This window comes from Paenibacillus sp. FSL H7-0735, assembly GCF_038008505.1.
GTDB lineage: Bacteria > Bacillota > Bacilli > Paenibacillales > Paenibacillaceae > Paenibacillus_AQ > Paenibacillus_AQ odorifer.
Genome location: NZ_JBBOZH010000001.1, coordinates 4,242,020 through 4,255,683, shown reverse-complemented (window position 1 = coordinate 4,255,683; position 13,664 = coordinate 4,242,020). Strand labels below are relative to the sequence as shown.

Below are 13,664 nucleotides of genomic sequence, written 5' to 3'. Positions count from 1 at the left end.
ATTCGTTCAAAGAACATTGAACGAGTCCTCTTTTCTTTTTATGGTTAGCCAAGCAGGAGAATGGCTAGTTATCCAGAAAAAATAACTTAGATCGTTTATACGATAATTAGAAAAGAGGCGAAATCTATGGAAATAAATCCACTCATTAATGATGTATTTCAGGCAGCAGAATCAGGCAATGTAGAACGGCTGAAAGAAATCCTGGAAGCTCATCCGTACCTTGCGAATATGGAGAATAACGAGGGTCTTACACCGCTTGGTTATGCCGCGCATTTTGGTAAAGTGGAAGCTGTTCAGGTTTTGTTAGACTATGGTGCTGACATTGATGCAGTGTCACATTCCCAAATCAGCTATATTCCATCCAACACAGCATTACATGCGGCAATTGCTGGTGAGCGAAATATGGAGGTGATCCGGGTTCTTTTGCAACATCAGGCCAAGACCAATATATTTGATAGTGATGGATATACTTCCCTACATTCTGCTGCTTTTCATACGGATAATGTAGAACTAATAGAGTTGTTAATCGAACATGGCGCCGACATTTCTGCTAAAATTAAAAGTGGTGAATCTGCATGGTCGGTTGCGATTAAGCAGAGTAATCATGATGTTGCAGAATTTCTCCGCGGAAAAGGAGTAGTCTTGAATGAAAATCACAGTGGATGATAAGAATGATTCAACGGTAGCTATAATCTCTGGAGAAGAGATCATTATCAATAATGTAAGGGATGCCTTAGACTTAATGATGAATGTGAAATACCAAGGATGCGATAAAATGCTTCTGAGGAAGGAACAGATTACGGATGATTTTTTCGAGCTAAAGTCTGGAATTGCTGGTGAGATTGCTCAAAAATATACAAACTATCAGATGAGAGTTGCTATCGTAGGAGAATTTACAAGCTATAACAGCAAAAGTCTGAATGATTTTATTTACGAATGCAATCAAGGCGATAAGATGTTGTTCAAAAGTACTGAAGCTGAGGCTTTAGCAGCCCTTCATTTATGCAAATCGTGGAGATGATCCAGAGAGGAGTTATATCATGGATGAAAGTAAAATCACATATGAATCGATCGATGCCTATATTTCCGGGTTTTCGCTTGAGGTTCAGGAAATCCTTAATACGTTAAGAAAGGTGATAAAAGAGGCGGCACCGGAAGCAGAGGAAAAAATAAGCTATCAGATGCCTACTTTTGCATTACACGGAAATTTGGTGCATTTCGCTGCTTATCCCAAGCATATTGGATTCTACCCCACACCAAGTGGAATTAATGCTTTTAAAGATGAATTATCAGGCTATAAAGGTGCTAAAGGTTCCGTTCAATTTCCCATTGATAAGCCTATGCCTTATGAATTAATTAGCAAGATTGTAACCTTCCGAGTCGCTGAGAATCTAAAAAAAGTTGAAGCAAAATAAGGCGTCTACTGGTATGAAATAGAGTTGTACGTCTGGCTAGGGCTGGAAGTGTGTATCCATTGTTGATCTTCTTCTTGAAGCTAGTGAACATTTGGATCCTCTTACGAGGCACTTCTTGCCTTTCTATCCTCATTGCGGACGTCGTACGAATGCCAGTATAATATCCTGGGCATAGTCCCCGAACCCACTTCCGAACAGATTTAATCCTCTTTTATTGAGTGCATCCTCCCGAATTTCAAAACGTACACGAATAGGTTCATTAAACGCCAGCTTTAAAGAGCTGATTGTAGTGGAAGATGAGAGAGAACCATTACAGCTGCTGCCCGATTTAGAGACACTCCATGTAGTAAGAGCTCCATATTCAGTTCCACTTCTCCAACGTTCAGGGGTCAGCTTCCCTTTGCGGTTACCGAAATCGGAGGGGCAAGTCCAAGTCCCGACTAACTGGTCATTGATGGATAAGCTGATATCACTGGCCCAATCCTCTCGGAACGAAGGGGCTTCTGAGCATACTTCTGCCGAAATGCGGATTTCATCCAACTCGACGCCTGGAGGCAGGGGGTTGGCAAAATAGTATTCGACATAACCCGCTTCCGCGAACCATAAGAGTGAGGCATCGACTCGTTCAGGCATGTAGAATGCTCTTGGATCATCCTGGGAGCCGATGACGCCACCATCTTTTCCGGCCATCCCACAGGACGGTTGTATGGAGCAGCGGGAGAACATGCCGATGGGCATATGTATTTCCTCGGTTTGATGCAGGCCATCCCCTAGTTTCGAAGGGAGATCGAGATGAATAGAGCGACAGGTAACCGCACAGATTTTTTCGCGATTTGCTCCTTGCGTAGACGAGATAAGATTAACCTGTTCTAACGTCTGCACATTGATAGATATGGTTGGCTGAGCTACACCTAACGTCTCAGCTAATTGACTGACACTCATAGGCTTTTCGCCAAGGGCTTCAAGAATGCGGACGCGGACGTCACCAGACAGTGCTTTAGCTACATCTAAAATGCGTGACGCGGGATAACGTATCGTTTCTTGTGAAATATCATTCATCATATTTGTTCCTTTTCGTTTAGGATGGGTTGAGGTTATTGTACAATGAAGAATGGATATTGTAAAATCATAATAAACATTGCGAAAATCATATACTGGTGCTAAAATGGGCTCAACTTCTTATTTTGAAAGGCTGTGCTCGCCAAATGACAACTTCTATATTAGCTTCTGAGACACTTGAGATTCCTCGATCTGAACACCCTCATCCACATTGGCAACGTCAGGAATGGATGAATTTGAATGGGCAATGGTCATTTAACTTTGATCCGAACAACGAAGGTATGAAGGCGTTATGGTACTCCAATCCTGAAATCGCTTACGATTCAATGATCACTGTACCTTTTTCTTGGGTAAGTCCCTTATCCGGAATTGGCTGCGATCAACAAGGAATCGGCTGGTATCGACGCACCGTGAATGGGCAGGCTATCGACCAACAAACACGATTGTTTTTACGTTTTGGGGCAGTAGATTATTCATGTGATGTGTGGATAAATGGAGAACATGTAGGTTCACATCAAGGTGGATATGGTTCATTTGAATTTGATGTTACACCTTACTGGGCAGCTAACAGTGAGAATAATATTGTCGTAAGAGCTGAGGATTTCGATCATGCTTATCAAGCGCGGGGCAAACAAGGATATGGAGAAATCCGTGGAATTTGGCAGCCTGTATGGCTTGAAGCACGCCCCGAAACTTATATGAAAGATGCAAAGTTTGTGACCAGTATAGATGGACAGGTGAAGGTAACTACAAGAATAATTTCGCATGAAACGGGTTCGGCAGATTTTACGCTGCAATTCGCTGATCATTCCGTTGTTCATACAGAGAAGCTGCAGCTTATAGCAGGGGAGAACGAATGTAAGCTGTCTATCGATATTCCCAATCCGCATTTGTGGAGTCCAGAAACTCCTTATTTATACGTAGGTGAACTGCAGCTTAGTGGATCGTTTGGTACAGATACAGTCAGCACTTATTTTGGAATTCGCGAAATTCAGACTGCCCGCTTTGACGATCGTGATTATCGGTGGATCACCTTAAATGGCAAGCCGATATATTTGAACGGCACTCTTGATCAGTCCTATCACAAGACAGGTTATTTCACCTATCCAACGGATGAAGACATGCGGGATGAAATTTATCTAATGAAACGTTTGGGACTAAACATGGTGCGAATTCATATCAAGCCCGAAGAACCCCGTAAGCTGTATTGGGCGGATAAGCTTGGCATTCTTGTTATGGAAGATATGCCTTGTTTCTGGGGTAATCCAGATGACAAAGCCAGAGCCTCCTATGAGAGTGAAGCCCTTGAGGTGATTGAACGAGATTATAATCATCCATCTATTTTTTCGTGGGTTATGTTCAATGAGACCTGGGGTTTGAAGACAGATGCTCAGGAGGCTGGCCTCACAAGTGATGTACAGCAGCAGAGTAGTTATCTTAAAGAGACACAGGAATGGGTGCGGGAGAAATATCGCTGGGCGAAGCAGCTTGATCCGACTAGAATTGTTGAGGATAACTCGCCTTGTAATTATGATCATGTGGAATCGGATATTAATACATGGCACTTTTACATTAATGGTTACGAGCAGCTGCAAGCCCACATGAATGAGGTTGTAGATAAAACATTCCCAGGGTCGGAGTTTAACTGTATTGGCGGCAACGTACAGTCTGATGCACCTCTAATGAACAGCGAATGCGGCAACGTGTGGGGGATCGAAGGTGGTGCAGGGGACAGTGATTTGGCATGGCATTACCGCTATATGATGAATGAATTCCGGCGGCATGATAAGCTATGTGGATTCGTATTTACAGAATTCCGTGATGTTACGAATGAGTTCAATGGTTATTACCGGCTAGACGGGAGCGATAAGGATTTTGGATATGGGGATTTTGTTCCCGGGATGACGATTGCGGATCTGCATTCCCCAGATTTTATCGTGATAGATGCTCCTCCATGCCAGACAGTAGAAGCAGGGCAGAGTGTTAAAGTACCTTTGCTAGGTTCCAGCTTCGCGGACAGCTATCACGGTCATAATTTGAAGCTGAAATGGGAACTGTGGTACGACAATTTGGGGACTCGGGTCACTGCGCAAAGTGGACATATGTCTGTGAAATGGGATAACTTTGGAAACACTATACTTCCTTCTTTGAACATTACAATGCCTGGTCAGGAGGCGGCTGCAATACTTGCTGTTTCTCTGATTAATGAGAAGGGTGAAGCGATCACGCGGAATTTCATTACTTTCGATGTAAGAGGCGGTAATAACACTGCATTGTTTAAAGGTGAAGGAGAATTTATAAAAATTCCAGTGGGAGCTTATACCGAACATAACTTTAAGCATCAATGGGATGCTATCCAAGGATCTAAGATTAATGGTGCTGGGCAAGGTCATTATGTATATGAGGTTACACTGCCAGATGCAGCAGATAAATCGATGATTGGTGAGATTGAGATCATGTTCGAAGCAAGTGCTAAACGATTGCTGGCGCGGCATGTTGAAGGTACGAAGCTTAATGATATGGGCCTTGATCTTATGCATGGGGCAGATGCGAGGGTGGAATATAATCCGAATACGTATTATATGACGGATGAAGAGCGTCATCCTTCCCGAGTGAACGTTCTGGTGGATGGGCAGCGGATTGGTTCTTTCTATTTACCGGATGATCCGGCTGATAGCAGAGGGATTTTGTCTTGGCATTATCAGCCAATAGCGAATAAGCTGGATGAGGCTGGATCTTACGGCTACCTATGCAAGGCAAGTGTACCGGGGCAGTTAGCAGCGAAGCTGGATCGCAATCGTGTTTTTCGTTTGGAGCTGCAAGCAGAGGACGGCGGGTTAGCTTTGTATGGTCGTAATGCAGGTCGTTATCCACTGGACTTGTTGATTCGTTATCGCTAAATAACCTCGATGTGCAAAAAAAAGCAATCCCAGCTAAGAAGCAGGGATTGCTTTTTTATCGGTACTGCAAGGTATTATTAAAGTTCTTTATCATTAATGCTGTTTAACCAGCTTTCAATCTCCCCAATGACCGAGCTAATGCAGCCATCTTCAAAAGGTGAAGTCAGGCCCGCAAGTTCAACCAGCTTGATAAAGGATTTGCTTCCTCCGGCTTGACATAACTCCAAATAATCACTCCAAGCGGATTTGAAATCTTCATTTGAGCGTTTCCAGAACTGGAAGGCACATAGCTGTGCTAGTGTATAGTCAATGTAATAGAACGGGGAAGCGAAGATATGGCCTTGCTTATGCCAAAATCCACCCTGTTCCAGATAAGCATTACCTTCATAATTGCGGTGCGGCAAATATTTTTTCTCGATTTCTCGCCATGCTTGCTTACGTTCAGCAGGGGTTGCTTCAGGATTGCTGTAAACAAAATGCTGGAATTCATCTACAGTAACTCCGTAAGGAATAAACTGAAGGCTATCTGCCAAATGATTGAAACGGTATTTGTCTGCATCCTCTTCAAAGAACAATTCCATCCATGGCCAAGCAAAAAACTCCATGCTCATGGAATGGATCTCACAGGCTTCATAAGTAGGAAAAGCATATTCGGGTACATTAATATTTCGGCTTTCATACACCTGGAAGGCATGCCCCACTTCATGGGTCAAGACATCAATATCCCCTGAGGTTCCATTGAAATTCGAGAAAATAAAAGGTGCCTGGTATTGGCTGAAGTAAGTACAATAGCCGCCGCCTTGCTTTCCTTTTTTACTTACTAAATCCACTAGATTGTTATCCAACATAAAAGTAAAGAATTCATCAGTTTCCGGAGAGAGCTCTTTGTACATCTTTGATCCGTTAGCTACAATCCAGTCAGGATCTCCTTTAGGAGTGGCGTTGCCAGTCTTGAAGCTGAAGTTCTCGTCATAAAATTTCAAGGCATCCAGGCCTAGACGTTCAGTCTGCCGTTTCTTAAGCTGTTGGGAGACGGGTACGATATGCTCCAGAACTTGTTTGCGGAAGTTGGCTACCATGTCGGCGTTATAATCGGTCCGCATCATCCGGTCATAACCTAGCTCCACAAAGTTGCTGTAACCAAGCTTTTTAGCAATGCGGTCACGGACTTTAACTAGCTCGTCATAGATTCGATCAAATTCACTTTCATGTTCAGACATAAAATCATATCTGGCTTGTGAAGCACGTTTACGCATATCACGGTCCGTGGACAATTCAAAAGGAGTAAGCTGAGTCAGTGTGCGTTCTTCGCCTTCGAATGGAATCTTAGCGGACGCGATAAGCTGAGCGTATTCTGTAGAGAGTTTGTTCTCCAATTGTAAATCTTCGATGATTTCTGGACTAAAAGTACGCAGAGCTACTTCTGCAAGCTGAAGCAGCTGTGTGCCCCATTCTTGTTCGAATTCGGCTCTGTATTTGGAATTGACGAGTGCTTTGTAATAGTCCGTTATGTATTCTTGAACGATAGGCCCAATTTCGTCCATGAATTCCTGTTCAGCCTTGTAGAATTCATCTGTTGTATTGATCGAATGGCGAACGCTAACCAATGTCTGCAGCGTGTCAAACTCATTGCGAAGCTTGTTAATAGCGGTAACGGAAGCCTTTTGCACTTCTAATGGCTCGGTGTCATTGAGATCTTTAAGCAGGTTGTTAAAATCCTGTTTGAACTTCTCTACATCCGGGCGCTCATAGCGATAATCATTAAATTTCATTAACTATTCAACTTCCTTTCTATACCAGATAGTCTCTATTATATATTCTGAACAGCAATTTACGATAGACCTGTGTTAGCTGTTTTTGAATAAAAAAAGAACAAATGGACAAAAGTGTAAAAACTTGTTAGATGAAATACGGTTTGATATTATCTAAGAATATAGTAGAAATGCAATTTATGAGCGCATCCGTACAATGTAATGAAGCGAAAATAGGAGGCTCGATATAGATGAAACCCCGGATTACAGTAATAACACTAGGTGTGGACGATCTGGAGAGGGCTTTGATTTTTTACAGAGATGGATTAGGATTCCCGACCAAAGGGATCATTGGGAACGAATTTGAACATGGAGCAGTTGCCTTTCAACAGCTTATCTATTACTAAGCCTTTATTTAACCCGCATTCGCTGAATACGGGTTATCTCTGTTTATATATGAATATTTGTATTTTTCCACTTTACACCATACATCCTTCCTCCCTCTTTTTTTACAGCACCAGCACAAATGTCGACAAACTTAATATATCATGATATATTATTATGTATAAGATGAAAAAATTAGAGTCAGGAGATAACGAAAGTCATGAGTGAGACAACATCATCCAAACCGATGTATGAAAAAATATTTGATGAAGTGAAGCAACTTATCCTTAATAAATCTTATGGACAAGGCGAACGGGTTCCCTCTGAGAAAGAACTGGCTGAAGCCTATAATGTTAGTCGGATTACGAGTAAAAAAGCTCTGGAAATGCTCGCCGCGGAACAATTAATTGTGAGAAAACCTGGAAGAGGTTCATTTGTGGCTGATCCAGCAGTCGATTACATGGAATCAGCGATATCTCCGGGGACGGTCTCCGACGGAACTGTTTTCAATTCCTTTAACCATGAGGAAAAGACGATCGGTCTGGTTATTACCGACTTTGGCAACAGCTATGGCACAGGCTTGATTTATGGCATGGAGCAGGCTTCACGTGATAATGATTGTTTTCTGGTTTTAAGAAGAACCTTTGGGGTCCCGGAGAACGAAGAGAAGTCTATTCAGAAGTTGCTCAGCTTAGGTGTAGATGGTCTGATCATTTTTCCGGCTCAAGGCGAATTTTTTAATGCTGAGATTCTAAAATTGGTGATAGGGCGCTTCCCGCTAGTTCTGGTAGATCGCCATTTAAAAGGAGTGGCAGCAGCATCGATCAGTACTGATAATATGCAGGCTGCACTCAAAGGTACGGAGTATTTATTTGATCTCGGGCATACTCACATCTCCTTTCTCTCTCCACCTCCAGCGGATACCACAGCTCTTGAAGAGCGGGTAGAAGGATTTATTCAAGCGCATGCGGAGCGGGGGATAGCTGTAGACAAGGGATTGTGGGTCAGCGATTTGACCTCAACACTACCGGATTCCTTCAACGATGAGAATATTGAACATGACATTTCACGGCTTATTTCTCATTTGCAAAAGAATCCAACAATAACAGCGCTTTTTGCTGTGGAATATAATATTGCGCTGCTGGCTAGAACTGCGGTCCAACGACTTGGGCTACGGATTCCAGAAGATATTTCGATCATTTGCTTTGATAGTCCGCCAACTCCACTCGGTTCGGGTTATGCATTTACCCATTTACGGCAAAATGAAGAAGAGATGGGGCGACTCGCAGTAGAAAATGTATTGCGAATTATGAACGGGCAAAGTGTGTCCAATAAGATAATGCTGGAAGCTGAGTTGATTTCTGGTGAATCAACAAGCTCTGCTAAACAATCCATCTCTAAATAGAAATTTGGGTTATTATCCAAATTAAACATATATTAGTTGTTATGAAAACCTATCTTTATGGATGGGTTTTTTTATTTATTTTAGAAATATATTTATCTTTATAGATGTATTGATATATTATTATAATAAATAAACATATTGACATACCAATTACATGACAATATACTAATCAATGAAAGCGCTTCAAAGCTCAAAAGAAAAAGGGGGTATTATAACTGAAAGCAACTAGAGAAATACCCGAGTCGATGCAAAAACTGGCATCTAGCGTAAAAGCACAGCTGAGTGATCGTCCGAAATTAGCCGACATGTTCGAGAAATGTATGGCTAACACCTGGAACACAACCTTAAAACGAATGCCAAACGGAAGCACTTTTGTTATTACCGGGGATATTCCAGCGATGTGGCTACGGGATTCCGCCGCACAGGTCAGACCTTTCCTAATCCTTGCCTCCGAAGATGAAGAAATTGCAGACATGATTGAGGGACTTGTACGTAGACAATTTACTTACATCCTGCTTGATCCTTATGCTAACGCATTCAATGAAGAAGAAAGTGGGCATGGTCACCAAGAGGATCTGACAGAGATGAGCCCGGGAGTCTGGGAAAGAAAATATGAAATTGATTCGTTATGTTATCCAATCCAACTGAGTTATCTGCTCTGGAAGAATTCGGGTCGCACAAGTCAGTTTAATGAGTCATTTGTAACGGGCATAGAAAGAATCATAACATTATGGACTACCGAACAGAACCATGAGCGCGATTCAAAATATCTTTTTCAACGGATGAACTGTCCGCCCACGGATACGTTAGCTCGAGAAGGCAAAGGGACGTTGACGGCTTATACCGGAATGACTTGGTCTGGATTTCGTCCTAGTGACGATGCCTGTGAATATGGGTATTTGGTTCCAGCCAATATGTTCGCGGTGGTTGTTTTACGATATGTGTGTGAAATTGCCCGTGAGATTTTAGGTGATCAGGAGCTGGAAAAGAAAGCTAGGAAACTATCTGACCAGCTCAATAAGGGAATAAGTGAGTATGGAAATGTAGAACATCCAGAGTTTGGGACGGTCTATGCCTATGAAGTAGATGGTCTGGGACAGGTGAATATTATGGATGATGCAAATGTACCGAGTCTTCTCTCCATCCCTTATTTGGGTTATGTGACTGCTGATGATCCTATCTATAAAAATACCCGTGAACTTATTTTAAGTAGCACTAATCCCTATTTTTTCGCTGGAAAAGCGGCTGCTGGCATTGGAAGTCCGCATACGTCAAATCGGTACATCTGGCCCATAGCTTTAGCGATGCAGGGAATGACATCTACCCGCTTTGAGGAACAGGAAGCCTTACTTCAGCTGCTGGAGAAGACGGATGCTGGAACTGGATTTATGCATGAAGGGTTTCATGTGGATAATCCTGATGAATTTACACGTCCATGGTTCTCTTGGGCAAACATGATGTTCTGTGAGCTTGTACTCATGCGCTGTGGTAGGCAAATTAAGCGCGGTTGAGACCAACAAGGTTTTTATAATCGACTCTAAAGGGGATAGAGAACATGAAAAAATGGCTGGTTACCTCAATTGTTTTGGTAATGACTACTGCTCTTGCTGCGGGCTGCGGTGGTAATAACGGATCTGCGGACAAAGAGACCGGAAACACAAGCAAAGCTGGGAGCAGTACCGGGAAAAAGACAGAGCTTACCTTCTGGGGAGATTGGGGCGGTGAGGGGCAGAAGCAATTCGAGACCATGGTGGATGCTTTTAATAAATCGCAGGAAAAAATTCACGTAAAATATGTGCTGCAACAGGATATGATTACGAAATTCCTAACTTCTGCGACCAATGGCGGCACTCCTGATGTACTGTTTTGGGACCGTTGGAGAACTTCGCTGTATGCCCCGAAAAATGTACTGCATCCGGTGGATGAATACTTAACGCGTGACGGCATTTCCGAAGATGATTTCTACAGTGAATCCCTACGGGAGCTTTCATACGATGACAAATTATATGGGCTGCCGCTTACAGTAGATGCACGTGCTCTTTTCTATAATAAGAAGCTGCTCGCAGAGGCAGGACTTCAGCCTCCAACAACTTGGGATGAGCTAGAGGCAGCGGCTACGAAGCTAACGAAATGGAATGGCAATAAACTGGAGACTGCAGGTTTTTCCATGGGAGATTTGGGACTTTTTAATATGTATCTCCAACAGGCTGGCGGCACCATGCTTACAGAGGATGGAAAGACCAATTTTAATAATGAGCAGGGCAAGCAAGTGCTTGAGTTCTGGGATCGATTGATGAACAAGGATAAGGTATATAAAGTAGGGTTCGAACTTGGACTTGGTGAAGGGCAAGATGCTTTTGTCACAGGTAAAGTGGCTATGCTGTATTCCGGTCCATGGATGCTCAGCACCTATAACAAATATGGTAAAGATCTGGATTATGGAATCGTTCCTCCTCCGGCCGGACCAAATGGTGATAAAGGCAGTGTCATGGGGGGATTTGGTCTAGTGATTCCAGAAGGCTCCAAACATAAAGAAGAGGCATGGGAGTTCATCAAATGGTGGACAGCGAACAAGGATAACGCGTTGCTCTGGGCAAAGACGAGTCTAAACCTGCCGGGTTATAAGCCATCGATGGAAGATCCATTTTTCAAGGATGATCCAAAGTGGCAGCCGTTTCTGGAAACGTTGGAGTTCGCCAAGGTTCGTCCGAACCACCCTGGATATTCCGTAATGGAGACTGATGCTTTGGCCCCTAATTTGCAGCTTAACCAGCAAAACAAGATGAGCATTGATGAGACCTTAAAGAAATCGCAAGAAGAGGGCGACAAAATGCTGAAGGATAATGAAGTAGTGAAGTAATAAGTAAGACATTTGAAGTGAAGGGAGGTTTCGCCTCCCTTTTGCTTAGGAGGGGGTAGCTGAAATGGCTTCCATCAGAAGGCTAGAGAAACATCAGGCGCGGACGGCTTATCTGTTTATTACACCCACGGTATTGCTGTTTACAGTTTTCACGGTCATCCCCGTGGTAATGGCGCTATATTTAAGCTTTACCAACTACGATGTACTTAGTAGAAACGATTGGATCGGTTTTGATAACTATCGCCGTTTGATAGAGGACAGTTTGTTATGGAAAACATTCCGAAATGTATTTCTGTATTCCATCATTTTCGTTCCATTTAATATTCTGATTTCGCTTCTCCTCGGGATTCTACTTAGTCGATCCTGGCGTGGGGTAAAGTTGTTCCGCACACTGAATTATCTGCCTACCCTTACATCCGCTGTTGCTGCAGCTACGGTATGGATCTGGCTTTTGCATCCTGAATTTGGTTTGGTTAACGGATTGTTGTCTTATGTTGGGATTACAGGTCCGGCTTGGTTATCCGAGACACGAACGGCGATGTTGTCCATTATTATGCTTACCCTCTGGCAGTCGGTAGGTTCTAATATGATTATCTACTTGGCAGGTCTGCAAGGCGTGCCTGACTATTTGTACGAATCTGCACGGCTGGACGGTGCTAATAAGCTGGCTTGTTTCCGGTTTATTACTTGGCCGCAGCTGCGACCAACGACCTTTCTTGTCAGTACGATGTCAATCATTGGTGCGTTGCAGTTGTTCGACCAAGCTTTTGTGCTGACGCAGGGTGGTCCGGCGAATATGACAAAGACCCCGGTTTATCTGATCTATCAGCAGGGCTTTAATCAATTGCAAATGGGGTATGCGTCTGCACAAGCATTTGTGCTTGCTGTGGCGATTCTCATATTCTCACTTATAAACATGCGGATCACAAAGGCGGAGGAGTCCATTGTATAAGCCAGGCTTGCCATGCAGAAGGGGGATAGAGGTATGGATACTAGCGGAAGTTCGTTATTAAAAAGAAGCTTAAGTAAATCTATCTATTATATAGTGTGCATTGTTATTGCCATCGTAATGTTTCTACCTTTTTATTGGAGTGTTCTTACATCCTTGAAGCCTGACGAAGAGATATTCGCCATGCCCATCCGGTGGTTTCCTTCACATTTGACCTTAGAACACTATCGTAAGGCATTTACTACGGTTCCGTTTGCGCTCTATTTCTGGAATTCGCTTGTACTTGCAGTAGCGGGTGTACTGGCGAATCTGTTCTTTGGTTCCATCAGTGGATACGCGTTTGCAAAGTTGAATTTTAAGCTCAATAAGCCAATATTCCGCGTGCTGCTTGCGGCGATGATGATACCAGGCATTGTGACGATGATCCCCACGGTTTATGTTATGCGCCATATTCCTCTTTTTGGAGGCAATGATATTTTTGGTAGCGGGGGTAACGGGCTGATGAACTCATTCTGGGGGATTATTCTTCCGGGCGCTTCAGGAACCTTTGCTGTGTTCTTTATGCGGCAATTCTTTCTCACCTTGCCTAGTGACATGATGGAAATGGCCCGGATCGAAGGCTGTGGAGAGTTTAAAATATTTTGGCGGATTTATTTGCCGTTGACTAAACCAGCGTTGGCTACTTTAAGTATCTTTACCTTCCAAGCGGGCTGGAACAGTTTCTTATGGCCAATGATTGTGCTGAATGATCCCAACAAAGCAACGATTCAAATGGGACTTCAAGCTTTTTCTTATAATTTTCAAACAGACTACGGTCCAATGATGGCTGGTGCGCTAGTAGCGATCTTGCCGATATTGGTGTTGTTTTTAGCGCTTCAGCGTTATTTTGTACAGGGAATAGCCTTTAGTGGTATTAAGGGTTAATGCAACAAAAATCGAAC

General features: G+C 43.2%; 11 protein-coding genes and 1 pseudogene. 10 read left to right on the top strand and 2 right to left on the bottom strand.

All coding sequences use genetic code 11. From position 1 onward, the window contains the following. The first annotated feature begins 126 nt into the window (after nucleotides 1–126). The 3 genes from NSS82_RS19375 to NSS82_RS19365 are packed head-to-tail and all read left to right on the top strand — an operon-like array spanning nucleotide 127 to nucleotide 1,415. Nucleotides 127–666, top strand: a complete 540-nt coding sequence (locus tag NSS82_RS19375; protein WP_076273592.1) for an ankyrin repeat domain-containing protein — start codon at nucleotides 127–129, stop codon at nucleotides 664–666. Next, on the top strand, nucleotides 647–1,021 hold the full coding sequence (locus tag NSS82_RS19370) for a DUF4180 domain-containing protein (RefSeq protein WP_036688100.1): 375 nt from the start codon (nucleotides 647–649) through the stop codon (nucleotides 1,019–1,021). Before NSS82_RS19375 ends, NSS82_RS19370 begins: the two co-directional genes overlap by 20 nt. A gap of 19 nt (nucleotides 1,022–1,040) precedes the next feature. Beyond that, nucleotides 1,041–1,415 carry an iron chaperone gene (locus NSS82_RS19365; RefSeq protein WP_076304056.1) on the top strand — a complete coding sequence of 125 codons (375 nt, stop codon included), beginning with the start codon at nucleotides 1,041–1,043 and terminating at the stop codon, nucleotides 1,413–1,415. Nucleotides 1,416–1,544: 129 nt separating this feature from the next. Here NSS82_RS19365 and NSS82_RS19360 read toward each other — a convergent pair whose 3' ends face one another. Then, nucleotides 1,545–2,477, bottom strand: a complete 933-nt coding sequence (locus tag NSS82_RS19360; RefSeq protein ID WP_235219558.1) for an ArsR/SmtB family transcription factor — start codon at nucleotides 2,475–2,477, stop codon at nucleotides 1,545–1,547. 143 nt (nucleotides 2,478–2,620) lie between these two features. On the opposite strand from NSS82_RS19360, the gene NSS82_RS19355 reads away from it, so the two are divergent. Further along, nucleotides 2,621–5,374, top strand: a complete 2,754-nt coding sequence (locus tag NSS82_RS19355; RefSeq protein ID WP_076273593.1) for a glycoside hydrolase family 2 protein — start codon at nucleotides 2,621–2,623, stop codon at nucleotides 5,372–5,374. 77 nt (nucleotides 5,375–5,451) lie between these two features. Here NSS82_RS19355 and NSS82_RS19350 read toward each other — a convergent pair whose 3' ends face one another. Continuing rightward, the gene (locus NSS82_RS19350) at nucleotides 5,452–7,146 is read right to left on the bottom strand and encodes a M3 family oligoendopeptidase (RefSeq protein WP_036688094.1); all 1,695 of its coding nucleotides are present in this window, start codon (nucleotides 7,144–7,146) and stop codon (nucleotides 5,452–5,454) included. A 230-nt stretch (nucleotides 7,147–7,376) separates the two neighbouring features. On the opposite strand from NSS82_RS19350, the pseudogene NSS82_RS19345 reads away from it, so the two are divergent. The 6 genes and pseudogenes from NSS82_RS19345 to NSS82_RS19320 all read left to right on the top strand — a co-directional run. After that, nucleotides 7,377–7,520, top strand: a pseudogene (locus tag NSS82_RS19345) (VOC family protein); the annotation flags it as partial. Nucleotides 7,521–7,729: 209 nt separating this feature from the next. Beyond that, nucleotides 7,730–8,914, top strand: a complete 1,185-nt coding sequence (locus tag NSS82_RS19340) for a GntR family transcriptional regulator (RefSeq protein ID WP_036688093.1) — start codon at nucleotides 7,730–7,732, stop codon at nucleotides 8,912–8,914. Nucleotides 8,915–9,159: 245 nt separating this feature from the next. After that, a complete protein-coding gene (locus tag NSS82_RS19335) occupies nucleotides 9,160–10,425 on the top strand; it encodes a glycoside hydrolase family 125 protein (RefSeq protein ID WP_076100074.1) in 1,266 nt (421 codons plus the stop codon). A gap of 44 nt (nucleotides 10,426–10,469) precedes the next feature. Next, entirely contained in the window at nucleotides 10,470–11,774 is a 1,305-nt protein-coding gene (locus NSS82_RS19330) for an ABC transporter substrate-binding protein (RefSeq protein WP_076100072.1), read from the top strand. Between the two features lie 64 nt (nucleotides 11,775–11,838). Beyond that, nucleotides 11,839–12,726: a carbohydrate ABC transporter permease gene (locus NSS82_RS19325; protein ID WP_076273594.1), complete on the top strand. Its 888-nt coding sequence runs from the start codon at nucleotides 11,839–11,841 to the stop codon at nucleotides 12,724–12,726. A gap of 33 nt (nucleotides 12,727–12,759) precedes the next feature. After that, entirely contained in the window at nucleotides 12,760–13,647 is an 888-nt protein-coding gene (locus tag NSS82_RS19320; protein WP_036688085.1) for a carbohydrate ABC transporter permease, read from the top strand. Nucleotides 13,648–13,664: the final 17 nt, after the last annotated feature.